The organism is Bacteroides sp. GD17 (assembly GCF_038448625.1).
GTDB lineage: Bacteria > Bacteroidota > Bacteroidia > Bacteroidales > Bacteroidaceae > Bacteroides.
Genome location: NZ_JBCEZS010000004.1, coordinates 396,088 through 417,104, shown reverse-complemented (window position 1 = coordinate 417,104; position 21,017 = coordinate 396,088). Strand labels below are relative to the sequence as shown.

The window sequence follows — 21,017 nt, the reverse complement described above, 5'->3', positions numbered from 1 at the left end:
GGAAATATTGAGCACCTGGTTCTTTTTCTTAAATGAATGTTTTTGATGTTATCTCCAACACTCCGTCACTCTTGTATGTAGTCAATTGATTACCATGATATTAATGCGTGTTGGTAAGCGTGTTGGTAGCGTGACGGTAAATGGTTACCAGCACGCTTTTTGAGACTAATATTTAACATGTTCTTATTGTAACTCGCTTATATACAGTTGTTATACTCTCTCCTTGCAAGCTTTCTACAAACGTGGCTAAATAACATCTATTAACACGAAATATAGGGCTTTTCGGCGTTTACCTCTGCATTTCTGAACCGAAACAGATAGACAAAAGAACATAAGAACAGAAGAAGGAATGATGCTAAGTATGTTCTTTTGTTCTTCTGTCCTAAAGAAGAATACGCATCTGCTTTGTCAGTTTTGTCCTTCAGCCTTGTGCATAATCCCCTTCGCCCTTATCTGTTTCTTTGTCCCTCGGCTGTGGGCCGAACGGTTCCCATACGAGGGCTGTACAGCCCGCAACCGTCCCCCGAACAGCCTCGAGCCCAAGGACGAAGAAACGGATAAGGCAAAGAGACAAAACAGATAGGGGAAAGCTGCATTTAGGACATTATGTTCCTCTGTTTCTCCTTTATATTCCGGAGGATTACGTTGGGGAAACCGCTCGTAATAAAGGGCTTTAGAAGAATGTGTGTCCCTCTTGTTTCCTGGTGCCTTTTATTAGTTCACCTTTCTTTGTCAAGCGGTATTTTTGTAGGCTACTATTAGGTTTATCGGGTATTGTCATTTCGATAAGTTCTAAATCTAATGCAGGTTTTAGATAACTTAACCGGAAATGCTCTCTGTCCGATAGCTTTAGTTTATTCTGTATTTCTTGTCTATTCATCTCTTGGTCCAATATTCTAATAAGTTCTTCAACTTGCGGGGTGACTTGCGGGGTGACTTGCGGGGTGACTTGCGGGGTGACTTGTTCAAGGGCTGGGAAGGTCATCCTTAAGAAGTTTTCTGTAAATTTGAAACATTCTTTTTCATAGCTTCTCAGAATGCGGGGCACACCTGAACCTAAATGCTCAACTAAATCTAAATCTCTGAAAACGCGCATTAATTCTTTATTCCGCGGAACAGAATAACCTTCAAAAAACTCTTTTTCTGTAATGCCTTGTGGCAAACCGCCAAAAGAGGTTATTTCAAGCCGATCATCGAAAAATTCAAATTTAGGTGGTATTTCCGAGCTATAGTCATTGTGGACTATTGCATTGATTATAGCTTCACGTAAGGCTACCGGATTCCATAATTTCTTTTCTTCCCGTTCCTTGGGAGTAATTTTAGCTAATGTCTTGTTTTCTACTTCAATCTTATCCAGCACCATTTTTGTCGCTTTTACTAATGAGCAATAACCGTATTCATTATTCTCAATTAAGTCTGCTCTATCCAATCCGGCATATTTTGCTACTTTTATGGATATCCCATTTACATCTGCCAATAGATAAGCTACATAATTATATTGTCCATCTTCTGTAAGTAATTCAAGATTAGATGGAAATTGTTGGTTTAGTATTTTATTGGCACCTTCATAATATATCTTAAGTTGCTCAAACGTGAGACGTTGGTTTAATGACTTGATTTTACCGATAGAGTTTCGGGTACGTTTTGAGAATAGTGATTCGATGATTCTTACCGGCATAGGTTCTGCCGCCGTTCCGACACGTATAAATGTACCTTTCTCCGACATGCCGTGCTTTTTGATATAATATGGTTTTTCCGGTCCACTGGCAAAAGTAATTTTGATTACATCCTTTGACTCAATGTTCTCTATTGCTACATCGAATAGTCCCATGCAAGATGGCATGATGTTGTTTCTTAAGCGATCTTTAATTTTTAGCATCTCGCCATCTATATCCTCAACCCCAATGGGGGTTCCTGTTTTGTGAACGCCAATGTATATAATCCCTCCTTCATTATAGTTTAAAAAGGCGACAGCCTCTTTTTCTAAATCATCGGTGAGATGTAGTTTGTATTCTATGCGGTTGTTTTCTGATTTCATAGTAAGAACGTTATTTTGAATTTGAATCAAGGTAGTAGCGGACCGATTTCGTCGAAGATGCGATACAACTCTTCCTTTGTTTCCGCGCGCAGCATGGCTATTCTCGTCTCCCGGAAGTTGGGAATGCCTTTGAATAACGGGCTTGCTGCCAGGTGGCGGCGCACGTGCAGGATGCCTCGGCGTTCATCCAGCAGATTAACGCTGTCCTCCACTTCCTGCCGCAACACGTTCAGACGCCATTCGCTGCTGAGCGGGGGGAGTTCTTCGCCGGTTTCCAGATAATGCCTTACTTCCTTGAATATCCACGGGCGGCCGAAGCTGGCACGGCCTATCATGATAGCATCCACGCCGTAGAGGTCAAAGCACTCACGGGCACGTTGGGGAGTGGTGACGTCGCCGTTGCCGATGATGGGGATGTGCATGCGCGGGTTCTTTTTTACTTCACCGATGAGCGTCCAGTCGGCTTCGCCGGTGTACATCTGTGCGCGGGTGCGGCCGTGGATGGTGAGGGCGGAGATACCGCAGTCTTGTAGTTGCTCGGCCAGTTCGACGATGATCTTGTTGCTTGCATCCCAGCCCAGGCGGGTCTTTACGGTGACGGGTATCTTCACCGCATCTACTACGGCACGGGTGATTTCCAGCATCTTGGGGATATTCTGCAACATGCCTGCACCGGCACCTTTGCCTGCCACGCGTTTCACGGGGCAGCCGAAGTTGATGTCGAGTATATCGGGGTGGGCTTGCTCTACAATGCGCGCCGCTTCTACCATTGTTTCTGTGTCCCGCCCATATATCTGTATGGCTACGGGGCGCTCGGCATCGCTGATATTCAGTTTCTGTTCGGTTTTGTTGACGGAGCGTATCAGTGCGTCGGCAGATACGAACTCCGTATATACCATATCTGCACCGAACTGCTTGCACATCAGGCGGAAGGCAGGGTCGGTGACGTCCTCCATTGGGGCGAGGAGGATGGGGCGCGGGCCCAGGTCTATGTCTTTAATCTTCATATTCTGGAGGAATTTATCCGCAAAAGTACGGAAAAAAGCCTACCTTTGCATACTCTAATTCAAAAAGAAATGATGAAACCCTCAATCACTGACTTTGAAATCATGGCACCCGTCGGCTCGCGCGAGTCTCTTGCGGCAGCCATACAAGCGGGTGCGGACTCTATTTATTTCGGCATCGAGAACCTGAATATGCGCGCCCGTTCGGCAAATACCTTTACGATCGACGACCTGCGCGAGATTGCCCGAACCTGCGACGAGCATGGGATGAAGAGCTATCTCACCGTCAATACTATTATATACGACCAGGACATTGTGTTGATGCACACCATTGTAGATGCCGCAAAGGCTGCGGGCATCTCCGCCGTGATTGCGGCCGATGTGGCGGTGATGAGTTATGCCCGACAGATAGGGCAGGAAGTGCACCTCAGTACGCAGCTCAACATCAGCAATGTGGAAGCGCTCCGTTTCTATGCCCAGTTTGCCGACGTAGTGGTGCTGGCGCGCGAGCTGAACCTGGAACAAGTGGCTGAAATCTATCGCCATATCCGTGAAGAGAACATCTGCGGACCGAGCGGACAGCAGATACGCATCGAAATGTTCTGCCACGGTGCGTTATGCATGGCCGTCAGCGGCAAGTGCTACCTCTCTCTGCACGAGATGAACCACTCCGCCAACCGTGGCGCTTGTATGCAAGTATGCCGCCGCAGCTACGTGGTGCGCGACAAGGAGACGGATGTGGAACTGGAAGTTGACAACCAGTACATCATGTCGCCCAAGGACCTGAAGACCATCCACTTTATGAACAAGATGCTGGATGCCGGCGTGCGTGTCTTCAAGATTGAAGGCCGTGCCCGCGGACCGGAGTATGTACGCACGGTGGTGGAATGCTATAAGGAAGCCATTCGCTCCTATCTGGACGATACGTTCACCGACGAGAAGATTGCCGCTTGGGACGAACGCCTGAAAACCGTATTCAACCGCGGCTTTTGGGACGGCTACTACCTGGGGCAGCGCCTCGGAGAATGGACCAAGAACTACGGCTCTGCCGCTACGGAGCGCAAGATCTACGTGGGCAAAGGCATCCGCTATTTCTCCAACATCGGCGTGGCAGAATTTCTGGTAGAGGCAGCCGAAATCAGCGTAGGAGACAAGCTGCTGATAACAGGGCCTACAACGGGCGCCGAATTCCTGACTTTGGACGAAGCTCGCGTTGATCTGAAGCCGGTGCACACTGTGTGCAAAGGGCAACATTTCTCGATGAAATCGCCCAAAATACGTCCCAGCGACAAACTTTATAAGTTGGTCTCCGTTGAAGAACTGAAGAAGTTCAAGGGGCTGGATGTAGAACAAAAGCGAGGTTGATAGGATATGGAAAAGTACATTTACGAACTGACGATGAAAGTCCGCGACTACGAATGCGACCTGCAAGGCATCGTCAACAACGCCAACTACCAGCATTATCTGGAGCATACACGCCATGAATTCCTATTATCTACGGGCGTCAGCTTTGCCGCGCTGCACGAGCAGGGAGTAGACCCGGTGGTGGCGCGCATCAACATGGCATTCAAAACGCCCTTGAAGAGCGGTGATGAATTCATCTCCAAACTGTATATAAAGAAAGAAGGCATCAAGTATGTTTTCTACCAAGACATCTTCCGTAAAAGCGACCATAAAGTTGCCCTGAAAGGGATTGTAGAAACCGTCTGCGTAGTGAACGGACGTTTGTCCGACAGCGAACTGTTCGACAAACTCTTCGCTCCCTATCTGAAAACGGAATGACAAACACTTGCTTATCAGATACTTATGTTTGCTTTGACAGACGCCAGTGTTCATCCTGACAGACACTTGTGTCTATCCTGACAAACACCAGTGTCTATCACGACAAACGCCAGTGTCTGTCATGACAAGCACCAGTGTCTGTCATCACGGAGTATCCATCCTATAAAAACACATATCAATGAATAGCGACGAACGCGTTTCCAGTATAGCCCTCACGCTTTGCCCCGGTATAGGACATATCGGGGCAAAACGTTTAATTGACGGTATAGGCAGTGCCGCCCAGGTATTCCATCAGCGGAAAGAGCTTCCCGAACTTCTTCCCGGGATAAGTCCTTCGGTAGTGACGGCACTCGATTGCCCCGCTGCCTTCCTGCGTGCCGAGCGGGAGATGGAATTCGTAGAGAAAAACCGCCTCTCCTGTCTGACTTTGAAGGACGAGGCTTACCCTTCCCGCCTGCGTGAGTGTGAGGATGCTCCGGCTGTTCTTTTCTTTAAAGGCAACACCGACCTCAACCGCCTTCATGTCATCGACATGGTAGGCACTCGCCGTGCTACGGACTACGGCAAACAGTTCTGTGCCGACTTTCTGCACGATTTGTCCGCCCTTTGTCCCGATGTACTTGTAGTGAGCGGCTTGGCTTACGGCATCGACATCCATGCCCATCGTGCGGCATTGGCAAACAATCTCTCCACCGTTGCCGTCCTTGCCCACGGACTGGACCGCATCTATCCCTATGTTCATCGTAAAACAGCCATCGATATGCTGGCAACCGGCGGTCTGCTTACCGAGTTCCTCACCGAAACCAATCCCGACCGGCATAACTTTGTCAGCCGCAACCGCATCGTGGCAGGTATGAGCGATGCCACCATCGTAGTAGAGTCCGCTGTCAAAGGTGGCTCCCTCATCACCGCCGAGCTGGCCGAAGGCTACCACCGCGACTGCTTTGCCGTTCCGGGACGCGTCACGGATGCCTCTTCCATTGGCTGCAATCAGTTGATACGTGACAACAAGGCCGCCCTTATTCAGAATGCCGAGGACTTTGTACGAACCATGGGATGGGTGGAACCGGAACAGCATGCCAAACAAGCAGGTATTCAGCGCAATCTCTTCCCCGAACTGACGGAAGAGGAAGAGCTCGTTGTCCGCATCCTTACGCGCCAGGGGGATCTGCATATCAACGCCCTGGTAGTAGAGGCCGATATACCTGTAAACCGTATGAGTGCGCTACTCTTTGAGTTGGAAATGAAAGGGGTGGTGAAGACAATGGTGGGCGGGATTTATCATTTAAACTAACTTATATTTGATATGAATAAACTATTTTTCATCGTTTTAGCGTGCTTGTTCAGTACTATGAAACTCTATTCACAAGAGGCTATTACCGAAGCTGGTTATTTGAAACAGGACAGCCTTTACGGCGGATTGGGCTGCATGGGAGAAGACGGGCGTTAAGAATTTCAACATCGAGGTGTTCGACCTCTGTTGCATCAAGTGCAATCTATTAAATAAAATACAAAAGTGGGGTTCTCAAATCAGCGACGGTGCCACCCCGAACTGCTTCTTGAAAGCCGTGGAGAAATGGGACAGGTTCTTGAACCCTACTTTCAGATAGACCTCCGAAGGCTGTTCGTGGTGGGTCTGCAGCAGGGTGTAGGCTTTTTCCAGACGGCGCTTCACAATCCAGCGGTTCGGTGTTTCCTTGTAGGTTTCGGAGAAGTCGCGCTTGAAGGTGGAGAGGCTTCTGCCGGTGTAGTGGGCAAACTCCTCCACGGTGAGGTCGCTCATGAAGTTCTTGTCCATGAACTCCTTCAAATCGGGCTTCCACTGCTCCTTGAAGTCGAAGAGGAGGCTGCCGAGGGAGGGCTTCAGTTGCAGTATCACCAAGACGGCTTCGTGCAGTTTCGCTTCCACCAGTTCTTTGGAGGGGTACTGCCCCATGCTGAAGTACTTGTCCAATGACTGGAAAAGCCCCGTCAGGAAGGGATGGGCGGGTATCGGTATCTGCAGGGCGTTGAGCAGTGCCTTGTCCGGCTGCACGTTGGGAATCATTATCTGCCGGGCGAGTTTCCGCAGGAAGGAGGCGCTCAGATGGAGGAAGAGGCCTTTGAAGGGTTCGCCGTTACGTCCCGGTTGCTTTATCTTGCGCACCAGGTGGTTGCGGCGGATGAATACGGCTTCACCGTTCTTGAGGAGGGTTCGCTTGTCGGTGGTCTGCAGTATCATTTCGCCGGACACGACGTAGGCAAGCATGTGGTCGGTAATCATGTTTTCGCAAACCTTGTTCTTCTCCGTTATGCAGCGGAAAAAGGTGTCGATGTAGTTATCATGTATTTCTTCGTCCATGAGGATGCGTATGGTAATAGTGGTGCAAAGATAGGTATTCGTTTCTGAATTAAGCAAATATATACTTATTATTAGCATCTGCCATTCAGCATAGTCCTCCCTGAATGACAGATGCGCTCCTCTTACTTGCTTGCCAGCCGGTAGATGTTTTTCATGTCCTCGCGGCTTAGCTTCTTGAAGTTCCCCACGGTGATGGTGGCGTTGTGGCTGCACTTGTCCGCCATCTTGTCTGTCTCTTCGTCGGTGATGTCCCTGCCGATAAGTTCCTTGATAGTGGTGGGCATGCCGATGGTGCGGTAGAAGTCCTCCATTGCCCGGATGCCGAGCAGCACTGTGTGTTCGGGCCGGGTGAAGTCGTTGGTGATACCCATGACGTTGACGGCGAAGCGGACGAACCGGGCGATGTTCTCCTTATATACATAGCGTGCCCAACTGCCCCAGACGGCTGCCAGTCCCGCGCCGTGAGCCACGTCGAAGAGGGCGCTGAGCTCGTGCTCCAGCATGTGGGTGGCGAAGTCGCCCACGGTGCCGCAACCCGTCAGGTCGTTGTGCGCAAGGCTGCCTGCCCACATGATTTGGGCGCGGTGGCGGTAGTCCGTGGGGCAGGCAAGCACTTCGAGCGTGCTGTCCTTCACGGTGCGCAGCAAGGCTTCTGCCAGTTCGTCGGTCAGTGTCATGTCGTCCTCGTGCGAGAAGTAGCGTTCCATGGTGTGCATCATGATGTCCACCGCTCCGCATGCCGTCTGGTAGGGCGGCAGGGTGTAGCTCCGTTCGGGGTTCATTACGGCGAATTTGCAGCGGGCGATGTTGTTGGAGTAACCCAACTTGATGCCTCCCGCTTCGTTGGTGATGACACTGCTGTTGCTCATCTCGCTGCCTGCGGCCGGGATGGTGAGCACGGTGCCTACGGGGAGAGTGGCGTGTGGTTCGGCTGCGCCGGTGTAGAAGTCCCACACGTCACCGTCGTAAGGCACTCCGTAGGCGATGGCTTTGGAGGAGTCGATGACGCTTCCGCCGCCCACGGCGAGGATGAAATCAATGTTCTCCTTGCGGCACAGCCCGATGCCCGCATGCACCATCGAGAGACGGGGGTTGGGGACAACGCCGCCTAACTTGACGTATGCCAGGCCTTCCGCTTCCAACAACCGGCACACCTTGTCGAGCAGTCCGGAGCGTTCCACGCTCTTTCCGCCGTAGTGCACCAATACTTTCTTTCCGCCATACCGTCTTATCAGTTTCCCGGTCTGCTCTTCGGCAGTTGCTCCAAACACCACTTCGGTTGGAGCATAAAAATTAAAGTCTTTCATTCTTCTTGAGATATTATTTATTGAGATGTTCATTATTGTATTTATCATTTTACAGCTTCTTCGTCGGATGCGCCTTCGGATTGGAGCTGAACCACCCCCGGCGGTCATGATGCACGCCGTATTCATCGACAATGGCACCTTCCGGCCCTGCCATCATGAAGTGCCAGGTTTCGGTCTTCTTCAGCGGTTGTGTCTCTCCTGCCTTCATGACAGAGAAGCTCTTGCTGATAACCTTTCCGAAGGAGGGCGGGATGGCGGGCGGATTGGGGGTGGGTGTCCCTACTTCCGAGAAGTTGTACACCCATCCCCGGACGGCTTTCCACGACTCATATTTGGCAGGGCGGGCAGGCGCTTCCGTTATCGGGCGGTGGATGTGTTCGGGAATCATCTGTCCGGGCAGCAGATACATGGTCATGGCGAAGTAGCTGTGCACGGGGTCGTTGAACCACGTAACGCTGGCCAAGCCCACGTGCTCGTAGTCGCCCAGGCCGAAGTCGCTCACCCAAAGCTGCTTGTCTATCAGCGGGGTGTAAAGTTCGCCGTGGGCAAGTATCAGTTGCCTGACAGCCTCCTTTGCCTTGTCTTCTTGGAAAATGCCGTTCTTGTAGAAGTCCGCGTTGGTGTACTTCCGTTGTCCGCTGGCGGTGGATATTCCTCCGGCAATGAAGAGGAGGGAGAGGACGGCCCACACTGTTTTCTTGATTTGCTTTAAGAATTTCATTATCTCTACATTTTAAAGGGTTTGAATTTTCTGACGGCAAAGATAAGGCGGAAAGAAGCGACTCCGGTTTTCTTATTCGTTCAAATGTACTTTGCTGAGAAGTCCAGAGACGAAGGCATATCTGTTTAATTGTCCGGCTCCTGGTGTGGCAAGCCTAGGAATTCTAGATGTGCATTTATATAATCAGGCACGGATTACGTGAGACTTGTGTAATCCGTGCCTAATTATATGAATATCTAAGGTATTGAGCGGTGTCCTACAGTTTTTCAATCCGTATGGCTGTTCCTCCGCCTGGTGCCAACTGTAGTGTCAGTATGCTGTCTGCCGTTACTTCTTCTTCGGTTATTTTCACGGGATAGGGATTCGTCTTGTAATCGGCTCCTTCGCCGTCCTCATAGACAGTGGCCTTGTAGCTGGCACCCAGGCTCAGGAAATCGAGCGGTAACTCTAGCGTGCGGGCTTCGGCATCGGTGATGCTGCCCACAAACCAATCTTCGCTATTGCGGTCCTTGCGTGCAATGGTGACGAACTCGCCGATCTTTGCATCCGGTATTACCGTCTTTGCCCAGGTTGTGGGGCAAGAAGTGATGAACGAGAATGCCGGCTGGTTTTCATAATTCTCTATCATATCCGCTGCCATCTGCAAGGGGCTGAATAGCACTACGTACAGTGCCAACTGCTTGGCAAGCGTAGTCTGCGGATGGGTACCGGGGAAAACCGGATTCCGGAAATTGAAGATGCCGGGAGTAAAGTCCATCGGTCCTGCCAGTCCACGGGTGAAGGGAAGGACACAAGTATGTTCGGGCGGATTGCCGCCGTCGGGACTCCAGGCATTGTACTCTTGTCCGCGCACACCTTCCTGGGTCATCAGGTTGGGATAAGTACGCTGCAAGCCGGTGGGCATGGCGGGCTCATGGTTGTCTATCATGATTCCGTAGCGGGCGGCGGTTTCGATGACCTTGCGGTAGTGGCGCACGCCGTACTGACTATGTTGTAGCTCCTTATGGTCGAGCATCGGGTTGACGTAGCCGGTCTTTACGGCATTGATACCGAGTGAACGGTAGAGAGCGTAGGCACTGTCCAATTGTTGCTCATAGTTGGTGGCGGCTCCGCCCGTTTCGTTGTGACCGATGAGGCGTACACCTTTCTGACGGGCATAGTCAGCCAGCTTCTTCAGGTCATAATCCGGATAAGGTTTGGTGAAGCTGAAGGCATCGCCGTTCTCCGTCCAGTCGCCGTCCCAGCCGTAGTTCCAACCCTCAACAAGCACACCGCTGAAGCCGTGCTTGGCGGCAAAGTCGATATAGCGCATGGTGTTGGCGGTGGTTGCCCCGTGTTTGGGACCTTGTGCCCAAGTATACTTCTCCATGTGCATACCCCACCAGATGCCGACGTAGCGTCCCGGTTCTATCCAGGAAGTGTCTTCCAGCTTGCAAGGCTCATTGAGATTCAGCATCAGCCGCGAGAGCATGAGGTCGCCGGGTGTCTTGCCCACGATAATCGTACGCCAAGGCGTGGCAAAGGGAGCGGCGGCAAATACCTTCTCGCCCGTGCTCCAAGGGGTAAGGGCGGCGCGAAGCGTCACGCCTTTTTCCTGTTTGTTAGTTCCGGGTGTCAGGTTCAGACTGGCGTAGTCCGTCAGATCGGCTTCGTGCAACACCATGTAGAGGCTGTCGTTCACTTCCAGGGTGACGGGGGTGGAAATGGTATCTTTCCGGCTGAGCGGCGAAGCGGTGAAGAGGGCTTCGTAATACTTGGTACCATTGGTGGGAATAGACCATGCTTTGGCATCCCAAGGGAAAGCATATTCGGTTTTCTCATCCATAATGACGAATTGCTTCAAGTTCTCCTGTTCGGGGAAAACGTAGCGGAATCCCAGTCCGTCATCGAAGAGCCGGAATACGATGCTGAGACGGCGCTTCAGTCCGTTTCGTTCCTCCAGGTCGAGGGTCAGCTCGTTGTAGTGGTTGCGTACTTCCACTTCCTCGCCCCAAGGCTGTGCCCAAGTTTCGTCGAAGGTGCTATGGCGTACCTCTTTCAGGCGGAAGTTATCGTCCAGCGGTCCGTCTTCGAGGATGAAGCCGAGGGCGGAGGGGTTGATGAGGGTTTCCGTACCTTGTGCCAGCGAGTAGTAGGGACAGCCGTCCTTCACTCCGGCTGTCAGGCTGAGCCGACCGTCGGGCGACTGCAAGGTTTCTGCTGTTCCGCTACTACACGCGGTCAGTAACAGAGCACAGAGGCAATTGCCGGTTAGCCGTTTTAATCTATCTATATTCATACCTATTTATATTATAAATTATTTAATTCGTTCATCAATTCTTCTGCCTTGTCGGGTTGCAGAGCTATAAAATAGTAAAAGACTTGCGACAGATATTTGGCCGCATCGCCTTTGTCGCCTGCATATTGCTGCTTCAGTGTGTACCAACGGTAGATCTGCTTCAACACGTGCTCGTTGTAAGATGTCCCGGAGAACTGTTGCAGCTTGGTCAGGTAATTGTATCCGTACTCTTCGGCGGGCTCTATGGTGGTGCCTTCGCCGAAGTCGTTCCAGGTGCTGATTTGCAGATAGTCCAGTCCGGCACTTTTGGCGGCAGCAAGTTGTCGGTCGAAGAGGGCCCCGTTTTCGGCATCGTAGGTGGTGTAGCTGTTGCCCCATCCTCCCTGCTTGTAATAGTCGTAGAAGCCAGGCATGGCACCGCCTATGCAGAGCTCCATGTCGCCCGTCTTGCTATAATAAGAAGCTGGGTCGGGGTTCACCCACAGGTATTCGCCGGCAGCGTTCTTCTCGCTGGCGTTATTGGCCAGGTGCAGATGGTTGTTCAGCACTACGAAGGTGGGTTTGACGGACAGATTGCCGAAAACGCTTGTCCAGTCTTTGGGTGTCGTGATGGCTTGCGGGCCGAAGACGAGGAGTAGGGGTTTGCTGTCTGCTTTTACATAATTCACTTTACCGAAGAAGTTGGTTTGCAGGTACTGCATGTCGCGGATGGCTTGCACCACTTTGGAACTGTTGTCCGGCAGTTCGGAAAGCGTCTGGTCTTCGTAGACGATGGCGAATTGCAGGCCGACACGTTCGGCGGCTTTCACTACTTCTTCGGTATTGCGGCGGTTGGCGGCATAGTCATATTTGTCCTGCGTGCCATACCAGTCTATCATGATGCCGTCTATTCCGGAGTATTTCATCGTCAGCAGGTGATAGTTCAGTACCGTGGCGTCGCTCGAGGCGTAGGGCCCGATGAGGGGATAATAGTGCGAGGCTATCTGCCGCCGTCCGTTGGCATCCTTTTGGTCGGGATTGCAGGTGGCCATTGTCCAATGTTGCCCCCACTTCTTGTCGGCTGAGGTAGCGGGAGTCTCGAACCAGGGCATGTAGTGGACATAGAGTTTCATCGGGTTGCTTTTTACTACATTGGCAGGATCGAGGGCGCCGGGCAGTTCCTTACCGCCATCGCCACCTCCACCGCCGGAATTGCCATTCTCACTGCCGCAAGCAGTGCTTGCCAATAGGAGGGCTGCCAGTAGGAGGGTATATACAAATGGTTTCATTATGAGGATATATTAAACTGGTTATTTATTTGAATCAGTGTCGACATATGATGCTCTCGGAACATCAGGTGCCGACACTAAAAAACTTCTTATTAATATCCCGGATTCTGCGTCAATCCCGGGTTCTTGTCACGTTCTTCCTTCGGAATGGGGAAGATGCCGGTATGCTTGTCTGCCGGGTCATCTGTTTTTTCCCACCATGCTTTGAAGAAGGTGCCGAAGCGGATATTTACCGTGCGGCGCATGCCTTCGAAGATAAATTCGCGCAACCATTCCTTGTCCAGCGCCTCTTCGGTGAGCGAGGTCAGCGCAGCCACGCCGGAGCGGGTACGCACCTGGTTGATGTAGGGCAGACCTGCATCGGGATAGCCCAGGCGGAAGTTACACTCGGCTTGCATCATCAGGATTTCGGCGTAGCGCATCAGTACCCAGTCGTTGTCGCGTTCCCAGGCATCGTTGGGTGCCCAGGCATATTTGTCCAGGCGGGCACCTTCGTTCTGCAAGGCATTGGTGTAGTTCTCGATGGTTTCGGTATAGTTCAGCGGTTCGCCGTTGTCCATCAGCACGTCGCTGCCGTCTTTGGCGCTCTTTTGCTGGCCGATGAGCAGCGATTGGCGGCGTACGTCGGTTGCCTCGAATGAGGAGTAGATGCCCGGCTGGGCACAGATACCGTTACCGCACCATTGGTAAACGCCGTTCGGGTCGAAGGCTACCTTCTGGTTGTAATGGTAGGTCATGGATGCCAGATAGTTGCCTACGGTGCCTTGTTTGTGGTCGTAGGGGATGGCAAAGATGATTTCGGGTGACGTTTCGTTCTGAATGGCGAAGTTGTCGAAGTAAGCGGCGAGGCTATATCCGGTCACTTTCTCGCAAGCGTCGAGGCAGTCTTGCCAGCGCGGGGTGCCGGTGTAGACTTCGGAGTTGATATAAAGACGGGCCAGCAGCGTATAGCCTACGTTTTGAGTGAAGCGTCCGTATTGTACGCCTGTGGGCAGCAACGGCAGAATCTCTTTCAACTCTTGCTCTATGAAACTGAACACTGCTGCACGGCTGGAAGTGGTAGGCAGGTCGGTTTCGGTAAAATCCGTGGTGATGGGCACGTTGCCGAACTTGTCCACCAGTTGCCAATAGTAGTAGGCACGCAGTCCGCGTAGCTCTGCTGTCACGCTGGCTTTGGCTTCGTCAGAGAGTTCGGAAGCTTCTACCTGGTAGATGATGGCATTGATTTTGGATACGCCGGTAAAGGAGTAGCGCCAAGCGCTAAGTACCATCTGGTTGTCCGGTGTCCAGGTGTGGAACTGTACTTGCTGGTAACGTCCGCCATCGTACCAGTCGGTGCCGCGGGTCGGTATGCAGGCTTCGTCAGAAGCACACTCTTCGAGGAAGAATACGTATTCGCATGTGGGGTAGCAGTTTACGCCGTTACCTTCGGGCGTGTCGGCGCCGTATCCGCGCAGGGTAGCGTAGGCTCCCGAAACGATGGTTTGTACTTCGGCGGGAGTTTTGCCGTAGTCGTCCATGGATACCTTGTCGTATAATGTCTCGCCCAGGTCGGTGCATGCGCCGAACAGCAGCGAAGAAATAAGCAGGGTGGATAGATATTTCTTATTCATAGTTTCTTTTGATTACGAGTTTTTTAGAACGAGATGTTTACACCGATAGAGTAAGTGCGCGGGCGCGGATAGCTGTTGAACCAGTCGATGCCGGGGCCGTCGAGCACGTTATCGGGGATGGAGACTTCGGGGTCGATGCCGCTATATCCGCTGATGCAGAAAAGATTTTCGCCCGTGAGGTAGAAGCGCACTTTTTGCAAGCCTATCTTCTTGACACCCGGAATGGTGTAGCCCAAGGTGACGGATTGCAGGCGGAAGAAGTCGCCTTTCTCGATGAAATAGCTGGAGAAAATGAGGTCGTCCTTGACGCCGCTGGTCAGCAAGTCGTCGGGTACGTTCTGTGCCGGGAGGCGGGTGGGGTCGAACATTGCCATGCGGGTGGCGTTCAGTACTTTCTGTCCGAACATACCATAACCCGCTACGGCGAGGTCAAAGTCCTTATACGCCAGGTTGATACCGACGCCGAGGTTGAACTTGGGCATGGCACTGCCCAGATATTCACTGATCGGATTACCGTCTTCATCGCGGTTGATGATGTACTTGCCGTTTTCATCAATTCCTTGGCACTTCGGTCCGTAGAAGGCGCCTGCAGGATAACCTTCTTTGATAATCTGCGAGTATTGTCCCGACATGCCGCGCAGTCCGTGGAGCGAACCGGCTTGCAGGCCTACTGCCTGATAGGTGTCGTTAGAGAGTTTTGTAATCTCCTGTTTGTTGTAGGCAAAACTGACGTTGGCATCCAGTGTCAAGTCTCTTTCGCGCAAGATGTTGGCATTCAGGGTTACTTCCAGACCTTTGTTCACCAAGTCACCCACGTTGGCAAGCATGGTGCCCACCAGGTAAGGAGGTTGTGGAACAGGATAGGTCCAGAGCAGGTCGCTCGTCTTCTTATGATAGTATTCGATAGTACCGTTGATGCGGTTCAGCAGGCCGAAGTCCAGACCGATGTTCAGCTGGGCGGTAGATTCCCACTTCAAATCGGGGTTGGTGTTCTGTGCCTGTACGTAGCTTTTCTTCCAGGTGCCGGTGGTGGCATCGTAGTAGCTGGCTCCGTCGGCGCTCAAGATGGCGAGCGACTTATAGGGCTCTATACCGTTCTGGTTACCCGTCACGCCGTAGCCTGCACGCAGTTTCAAGTTGTTCAACCAGCCGGAAGTGCCTTGCATGAAGGCTTCGTCGCTGAGGCGCCATGCCAGGGAGACGGACGGGAAGGTACCCCACTTGTGATTGTCGCCGAAGCGGCTGGAACCGTCGTGACGGACGGTGGCCGTCAGCATATATTTACCCATCAGGTTGTAGTTCACGCGGCCGAAGAAGGAGATCAGTTTCGATTCGTTCTTGTAGGAGTAAACGTCCGTGGCGCGGAAGTCGCTACCGGCAGCCAAGTTGTTGTAACCGAAGGCATCCGTATCGAAACCGCTGCGGGTGGAGCCAAAACCTTCGGCAGTGGTCTTCAGGTAAGAATAACCGCCCATTACGTTCAGTTTATGAATCTCGGCAAGTGTTACGTCGTAGTTCAGGTAGGCTTCCAGTTGCTGGTTGTTGTATTCGCCATGGGTGCGTTGTCCCCAGCCTTTTTCGCTTTGTCCTTCCAACTGTGCATAGGTGGGCTTGTAGAGTCCGCCTTCGGTGGATTGGTATTCGTATGAGCCGTTGGCTACGCCCTTCAGTCCTTTCAGCAGTTCCAGTTCTACCTTTCCGTAGCCCAGGAAGCGATGGCGTTTCTGGTCGTCGGTGCGGTTGGTGTTCAGTTCTACCGGGTTCTCGGTGTTCGTTCCGCCTATCTGGGCAAAGCTGCCGTCGGGGTTGCGGACGGGGAACGTCGGGTTCATGTTTGCCATGCGTTCGAAGATACGCGTGTCGATGGGGTTCCATTTATCGAAGTTGGCGTTGATACCGGCTTCGATGCGTAGGCGTCCATCCCATCCGGTCTGATAGGCGGCGAGGCTACCTGCCAGGCGGCTCATGTCGTTGCGCTTGATGACGCCTTGATTGTCCTGGTAAGTGATAGAGGCGCGATAACCGCTTTCCTTCTTTGAGTTGCTGATAGATACGTTGTGCGAGTGCGAGATGGCGGTACGTTCCAGTTCGTCCTGCCAGTCGGTGTCGTAACCGTAGTCGATGGCGTTGCCTATGTTGTTGTCGCGTACGTAGGCTCTCCATTGGTTGGCGCTAAGCAGGTCCATATGCTTGGCGGTTTGGCCGATAGCTACATAACCGTTGTACTGTATGCTCTTCTGTTCCATGTCGGTGGAAGCGCGGTTGGTGGTGACGATGATGACGCCATTGGCACCGCGCGAACCGTAGATGGCAGCTGCCGAGGCATCCTTCAGCACGTCGATGGAGAGAATCTCTGTGGGTTGCACGGAGTTCATGTCCACACCGGGGATGCCGTCCACTACAATCAGCGGGCCGTTGCTGGCGGAGAGCGACGTACCGCCACGAAGGCGGATGCTGGCACCTGCTTCGGGCGCACCGGAGCTTTGCACTACGGAGAGGCCGGCTACTTTGCCTTGCAGCAATTGCTCGGCACTGGTGATGACGCCCTGTTTCATGTCCTTGGCGCTGACGGATGCGATGGAACCGGTGAGGTCGCCTTTACGCATGGTTCCGTAACCGATACCCACAATCACTGTCTCTTCCAGTGCGATGGCATCTTCCTGCATGGTGATGGTCAGGTTACTGCCGGCGGGCACTTGTTGGGTGATGAATCCGATAAAGGATATTTCGAGGGTACTTCCTTGCGGGCAACTCAGGGTGAAGTCTCCGTTCAGCCCGGTGATGGTGCCGCCTTGAGTGCCCGTTACCTTTACGTTGGCGCCAATCAGTGGCTCCTGGTTTTTGTCTACTACCTTACCGGTAGCTGTGATGTTTTGTGCCAACAGGTTTTGGCTTGTTCCCAGCAGTACGAGTAGCGTGAAGAGGGAACAAATGGTATATATGGTTTTGTTTTTCATATCTTTTCCGGTTTGATTATTCGTAAGTGATTTCCGACAGCGGAACGAGTGGGAGGTCGGTATCGACTACCGTTACGTCATTGCTGTTCGTTATCTTCAGGTGGATCTTGGTGAGGCTGGTCATTCCTGCCAGTTCTTTAGCCAGATTGATTACGGTTTCGCGCTTGTCGCGGTTGCCTATCAGTGTTCCCGTGATGGTCTTCTCTCCGGCGGTGATGGTGTAGCTTAGGTCACCGTCGGTCTTCCCATTGTATTGGCGGGTCAGTGTGAGGATGTCCAGTGCACTGAACTTCTGCGGGAAGAAAGAGAACTGCGGGTCGGGATAAGGCGCAGCGGCGGCAGCTTTCAGGACGGCATCGGGGCTGGTGCCTGCCCAGTCGGGGTTATGGGTAGTGATGAGCCAGGCGATGTTCTCGGCCTCATAGTCGCTTTCCACGCCGTAGTACTCCATCGGAACCAGGTCCATGCGGTAGATGCTACCTTCTACATGGGTAAGTTTGGTCTTCTCTACGATTTCCGGCAGCCACATCTGTGCTTCTTGAGATACGCTCCAGTCATCCAGTCCGCTATGGAAGTGCAGGGACTCCCAACTGATGTCGTTCAGTCCGCCGGCTTTTCCGGCAAATACCAGTTTGTTGATGTCTACCAGGAGAGAGAACGGGTCTTTCAATCCGAACTTCTCGGGGAAGGACTTCCAGGCTTCGCCGCTCTCTTGGAAGGCTATCCAATCTGCGTGCGAGGTGTTTACTTGGAATACGTCACTTTGGGTGCTACCGTTTTTGTTTTTCAGTCGTCCCCAGAAGATGTCATCGTTGGCGTTCATATCGGCTGCGGGCACGCCGTAGTATTTCTCGGGAATCATGGTCATGGCGTAGATGTTATCGCCCAAGTAGGTCAGCTTGGCAAAGTCCGAGGAGCTGTCCCAGTTGCCTGCATCGGGTTCGCTCGGCGCCCAGCTCCAGAGGTAGAGGTCTTCGCCGGCTTTGAACTTGGTGTCGGTCATGTCGAAGTACCAGGTCACCTGGTCGGAAGCACGGTAAACTACCGGGTCTGTCCATATCTTGTAAGGAGAACCGGCTTCTACTTGCGCCCATAATTTTGTAGGCAACAGTGTGCACATCAGCACGATGGCGAAAGATAAGATTTTCTTCATATTCACTCCTCCTTACTTGTTTGCGGTAGCGGGTACCAGGTTATAGATGTATGAAACGAATGCCTGACCTTTCTGCTTGCGGGTCAGCTTGAATTCCAGGATGCGGTTGGCTCCCGGAGTAGCGGTCACGGTCAGTACTGCGGCCTTTTGGCTCTTGTCGCTGCCTGAATAAAGGAATATCCGGGCAGGTGTACCGTCGGAGTTGGTGAAAGGGTGTTCCATTTCCCAGTTTCCCGATGCGGGTAGCAGGGCAGGCGCATTACCCGTTACGCTGAAAGTGGTAGGATTGTTTTCAGCATCGGCTTGCAAGTCGATGTTGAATGACATGAAATCGAGTTGCCCGCTCAGGTCGATATCCTTGGCAGCGATTTCATCTACTTGTTTCATGGAAGAGAGCACCCATTTGCCGTTGATTTTCTCACCCAGGGTGATGGGGGCTACGTAAGATCCGTCTTCGGTATCGTTGCAGGCCGTGAGGCACAGCCCAGTGACGAGTAACGAAAACAATAGAAAAGCATGGATAGTCTTGAATGCCTTCATAGGTTGTAATTTTAAGTAAATAAATCAGGTTAACTATTACAATGCATTGGTCAGCGGAAGCCGTTTCTTCCGGTTGACATTGCAAAAGTATAGGATTGAAGGGAGAACTGGAAAATACCTACGGTTTGTATAACGAATTAAAGGATGTACCAGATGCTAATTGTTTAATAAATAGATGTTTGACTTTGTCTTGCCTCTCAGGTTGTATAAGTGGAATATAAGCCTGTATACTGAGAAAAGAGGTCGTTTATACGACCTCTTCCCACTCTAAATTAGGTAAAACCCCAATTAATCTAAAAAATCCATATTACTGCTTATGATGGTTGTACCAATCCGTGTTTTCTTTCCCTTTCGTTTCTGCCCAATGCTTGTAGTCCGGATAATCTGTTTCTATTCTTTGACTCTCGGTTACAGGGATGAAACCTTTTCTGGGGATATTCATGGCAAACGGATACTCTCCAATGCCAGAGACATAGTTTTTCTGATACTCGTCCAGTCCATCCAGGTTGGCATTGGCAGATGCTTTTTTCTTGGTGAGATGTACTTCGCGACCGTTTCCGGTTACGGTGATAAAGGGGTTGAAGCTCTCCCAGGATATATCATCTTTCTGTTTACCGGCAATGCCTTCGGTGATACTGCCTCGGAATGCCTGGTTCAGAGATGCCTTGTGGTCCTCAAATATTTCGATGGGCTGGTTCACGTAGCCGTCTATCATTAGTGAAAAGTTGCTGGTATAGCTGGCACCATCATGCACCGGGGTGAATTCATAGTCTATCTTCGTCAGTTTGTTACTGCCATCGAAGTATTTCGTCCAGGTATATTCTATGATAACATCGTTCATGTCATAGTCTCCTTCGGAAGGATAGAGGTCTTCGTAGAGGAGGGTGCCTTCAACTGATTCGGTAATATCTTCATTCAGTTCCGGTATATCTTCTTTATCGATGTCGGGACTGGTGGTGATGAGAAACAGGAAGTCGTTGTAGTCGAAGTCGCACTTATCCTCTGTTGTTTCATTGAGCGCTATGTCTTCGAAGCCGAAAATAATTTTTCCGCTTTCCGAGTCTTTGAAGCGAACGGCTTGCTTGTTGTTATGTTGCCACTGATTGGTGTGATGTTTGATACCGCCGTCTTGGTGGGAATTGCACCACCAGTCAGTGAATATAGGTTCGAACACGTCCGGCCAACTCGAAATGATAAAGAAGCCGATGGAGTATCCTTCAGGGAAATTGCTGCCTGTTGTAGCGTTTCCGTCTTCGCCGTAGAATTGTACTGGGATGCTAAAACCTGTTTTGTTATTATTGCTGATATTGATGTAGCCGTTGTCTCCATATCCTTTGGTCAGCAGGAACTTATCATTTTTGAATCTGCTTATTATACGCTCGTAGTCTCCATATCCTTTTTCGGCATTATAAAAATAGTTCTGGCTGCCTGGGTTACCCCCTTGGTTCGTATTGAAATCTGTGGGATAATAATAATAGTATATCTGTGCAGTACGGCTTGCACCCGAGTAAACAAAAGAGAATAGTACTTCCGTATCGCTCTCTACTACCTTTAGATTGATGTTGTCCACATTCTCCAACTGGCTTGTGTTATTCTTATTTTCAGGTAAGCGGTCCATGAATTTCTGCTTTAACTTTGTGCATAAATCTATGTCTGCTGTTAGTGCGCGGGTACTTGCCAGATTGTTGGCAACATTGAATTTCAGTCCTTCGGTAGATACCGTAGCAGGAATATTGATGCCGTAAGCGCTGGCATATACTGTTTTGCCGATGTATTCGCTTGGCAAAGTCATCTTGCCATTGTAGTGTCCGTTCTTGTCGGTGTAGGCAACGTAAAGTTGTTTGGAGTCATTTGCCTTTTCAGGATTGTCCGCATAAATGCGAATTAGAGCTTCCCGACCGAGAGTTATTTCTACCGGACAATTTACCGTTGTCCTAAAGTCAAAACTGGCTTTGATTTCTTCATTAATCCTTTCGGGATTGTACAAGTCTGTTTTCTCCATGCAGCTAGTTACC

The 21,017-nt window shown here is 51.3% G+C and carries 16 protein-coding genes; 4 read left to right on the top strand and 12 right to left on the bottom strand.

Going from position 1 to position 21,017, the window contains the following annotated elements; translation table 11 throughout:
- Window positions 1–673: 673 nt before the first annotated feature.
- Complete coding sequence (locus AAE250_RS08855) at window positions 674–2,038, bottom strand: Fic family protein (RefSeq protein WP_294596501.1); 1,365 nt, start codon at window positions 2,036–2,038, stop codon at window positions 674–676.
- Between the two features lie 26 nt (window positions 2,039–2,064).
- Window positions 2,065–3,045, bottom strand: a complete 981-nt coding sequence (gene dusB / locus AAE250_RS08850) for a tRNA dihydrouridine synthase DusB (protein WP_294596498.1) — start codon at window positions 3,043–3,045, stop codon at window positions 2,065–2,067.
- A gap of 72 nt (window positions 3,046–3,117) precedes the next feature.
- On the opposite strand from dusB, the gene AAE250_RS08845 reads away from it, so the two are divergent.
- The 4 genes from AAE250_RS08845 to AAE250_RS08830 all read left to right on the top strand — a co-directional run bounded on the left by AAE250_RS08845 (window position 3,118) and on the right by AAE250_RS08830 (window position 6,274).
- The gene (locus tag AAE250_RS08845) at window positions 3,118–4,407 is read left to right on the top strand and encodes a peptidase U32 family protein (protein ID WP_294596566.1); all 1,290 of its coding nucleotides are present in this window, start codon (window positions 3,118–3,120) and stop codon (window positions 4,405–4,407) included.
- A gap of 6 nt (window positions 4,408–4,413) precedes the next feature.
- Entirely contained in the window at window positions 4,414–4,824 is a 411-nt protein-coding gene (locus tag AAE250_RS08840) for an acyl-CoA thioesterase (RefSeq protein ID WP_294596495.1), read from the top strand.
- Window positions 4,825–5,002: 178 nt separating this feature from the next.
- Window positions 5,003–6,118, top strand: a complete 1,116-nt coding sequence (dprA, locus tag AAE250_RS08835) for a DNA-processing protein DprA (protein ID WP_294596492.1) — start codon at window positions 5,003–5,005, stop codon at window positions 6,116–6,118.
- Window positions 6,119–6,130: 12 nt separating this feature from the next.
- Window positions 6,131–6,274, top strand: a complete 144-nt coding sequence (locus AAE250_RS08830) for a hypothetical protein (protein ID WP_294596489.1) — start codon at window positions 6,131–6,133, stop codon at window positions 6,272–6,274.
- Between the two features lie 75 nt (window positions 6,275–6,349).
- Here AAE250_RS08830 and AAE250_RS08825 read toward each other — a convergent pair whose 3' ends face one another.
- The 10 genes from AAE250_RS08825 to AAE250_RS08780 form a co-directional block, all read right to left on the bottom strand.
- Window positions 6,350–7,222, bottom strand: a complete 873-nt coding sequence (locus tag AAE250_RS08825; protein ID WP_342288867.1) for a helix-turn-helix domain-containing protein — start codon at window positions 7,220–7,222, stop codon at window positions 6,350–6,352.
- 65 nt (window positions 7,223–7,287) lie between these two features.
- Window positions 7,288–8,472, bottom strand: coding sequence for an iron-containing alcohol dehydrogenase (locus tag AAE250_RS08820; protein ID WP_294596486.1), 1,185 nt, complete (start codon window positions 8,470–8,472; stop codon window positions 7,288–7,290).
- 49 nt (window positions 8,473–8,521) lie between these two features.
- Entirely contained in the window at window positions 8,522–9,193 is a 672-nt protein-coding gene (locus tag AAE250_RS08815) for a hypothetical protein (RefSeq protein ID WP_294596483.1), read from the bottom strand.
- Window positions 9,194–9,449: 256 nt separating this feature from the next.
- Window positions 9,450–11,471 (bottom strand): glycoside hydrolase family 97 protein, encoded by a 2,022-nt coding sequence (locus AAE250_RS08810; protein WP_294596480.1) that lies wholly within the window; start codon window positions 11,469–11,471, stop codon window positions 9,450–9,452.
- Window positions 11,472–11,482: 11 nt separating this feature from the next.
- The gene (locus tag AAE250_RS08805) at window positions 11,483–12,739 is read right to left on the bottom strand and encodes a glycoside hydrolase family 71/99-like protein (protein ID WP_294596477.1); all 1,257 of its coding nucleotides are present in this window, start codon (window positions 12,737–12,739) and stop codon (window positions 11,483–11,485) included.
- A 92-nt stretch (window positions 12,740–12,831) separates the two neighbouring features.
- Window positions 12,832–14,352: a RagB/SusD family nutrient uptake outer membrane protein gene (locus tag AAE250_RS08800; RefSeq protein WP_294596474.1), complete on the bottom strand. Its 1,521-nt coding sequence runs from the start codon at window positions 14,350–14,352 to the stop codon at window positions 12,832–12,834.
- A 23-nt stretch (window positions 14,353–14,375) separates the two neighbouring features.
- Window positions 14,376–17,309, bottom strand: a complete 2,934-nt coding sequence (locus tag AAE250_RS08795) for a SusC/RagA family TonB-linked outer membrane protein (protein WP_294596471.1) — start codon at window positions 17,307–17,309, stop codon at window positions 14,376–14,378.
- A gap of 16 nt (window positions 17,310–17,325) precedes the next feature.
- Complete coding sequence (locus AAE250_RS08790; RefSeq protein ID WP_294596469.1) at window positions 17,326–18,462, bottom strand: hypothetical protein; 1,137 nt, start codon at window positions 18,460–18,462, stop codon at window positions 17,326–17,328.
- Between the two features lie 12 nt (window positions 18,463–18,474).
- Window positions 18,475–19,002: a DUF5004 domain-containing protein gene (locus tag AAE250_RS08785; protein ID WP_294596464.1), complete on the bottom strand. Its 528-nt coding sequence runs from the start codon at window positions 19,000–19,002 to the stop codon at window positions 18,475–18,477.
- A 307-nt stretch (window positions 19,003–19,309) separates the two neighbouring features.
- A complete protein-coding gene (locus AAE250_RS08780; RefSeq protein WP_294596462.1) occupies window positions 19,310–21,004 on the bottom strand; it encodes an LruC domain-containing protein in 1,695 nt (564 codons plus the stop codon).
- Between the last annotated feature and the right edge of the window lie 13 nt (window positions 21,005–21,017).

Coding starts and splice junctions, on each gene's coding strand:
- AAE250_RS08790 (WP_294596469.1), bottom strand. CDS start 18,462: ATGAAGAAAATCTTATCTTTCGCCATCGTGCTGATGTGCACACTGTTG.
- AAE250_RS08830 (WP_294596489.1), top strand. CDS start 6,131: ATGAATAAACTATTTTTCATCGTTTTAGCGTGCTTGTTCAGTACTATG.
- AAE250_RS08785 (WP_294596464.1), bottom strand. CDS start 19,002: ATGAAGGCATTCAAGACTATCCATGCTTTTCTATTGTTTTCGTTACTC.
- AAE250_RS08795 (WP_294596471.1), bottom strand. CDS start 17,309: ATGAAAAACAAAACCATATATACCATTTGTTCCCTCTTCACGCTACTC.
- AAE250_RS08805 (WP_294596477.1), bottom strand. CDS start 12,739: ATGAAACCATTTGTATATACCCTCCTACTGGCAGCCCTCCTATTGGCA.
- AAE250_RS08780 (WP_294596462.1), bottom strand. CDS start 21,004: ATGGAGAAAACAGACTTGTACAATCCCGAAAGGATTAATGAAGAAATC.
- AAE250_RS08815 (WP_294596483.1), bottom strand. CDS start 9,193: ATGAAATTCTTAAAGCAAATCAAGAAAACAGTGTGGGCCGTCCTCTCC.
- AAE250_RS08810 (WP_294596480.1), bottom strand. CDS start 11,471: ATGAATATAGATAGATTAAAACGGCTAACCGGCAATTGCCTCTGTGCT.
- AAE250_RS08820 (WP_294596486.1), bottom strand. CDS start 8,472: ATGAAAGACTTTAATTTTTATGCTCCAACCGAAGTGGTGTTTGGAGCA.
- dusB (WP_294596498.1), bottom strand. CDS start 3,045: ATGAAGATTAAAGACATAGACCTGGGCCCGCGCCCCATCCTCCTCGCC.
- AAE250_RS08840 (WP_294596495.1), top strand. CDS start 4,414: ATGGAAAAGTACATTTACGAACTGACGATGAAAGTCCGCGACTACGAA.
- dprA (WP_294596492.1), top strand. CDS start 5,003: ATGAATAGCGACGAACGCGTTTCCAGTATAGCCCTCACGCTTTGCCCC.
- AAE250_RS08800 (WP_294596474.1), bottom strand. CDS start 14,352: ATGAATAAGAAATATCTATCCACCCTGCTTATTTCTTCGCTGCTGTTC.
- AAE250_RS08845 (WP_294596566.1), top strand. CDS start 3,118: ATGAAACCCTCAATCACTGACTTTGAAATCATGGCACCCGTCGGCTCG.
- AAE250_RS08855 (WP_294596501.1), bottom strand. CDS start 2,038: ATGAAATCAGAAAACAACCGCATAGAATACAAACTACATCTCACCGAT.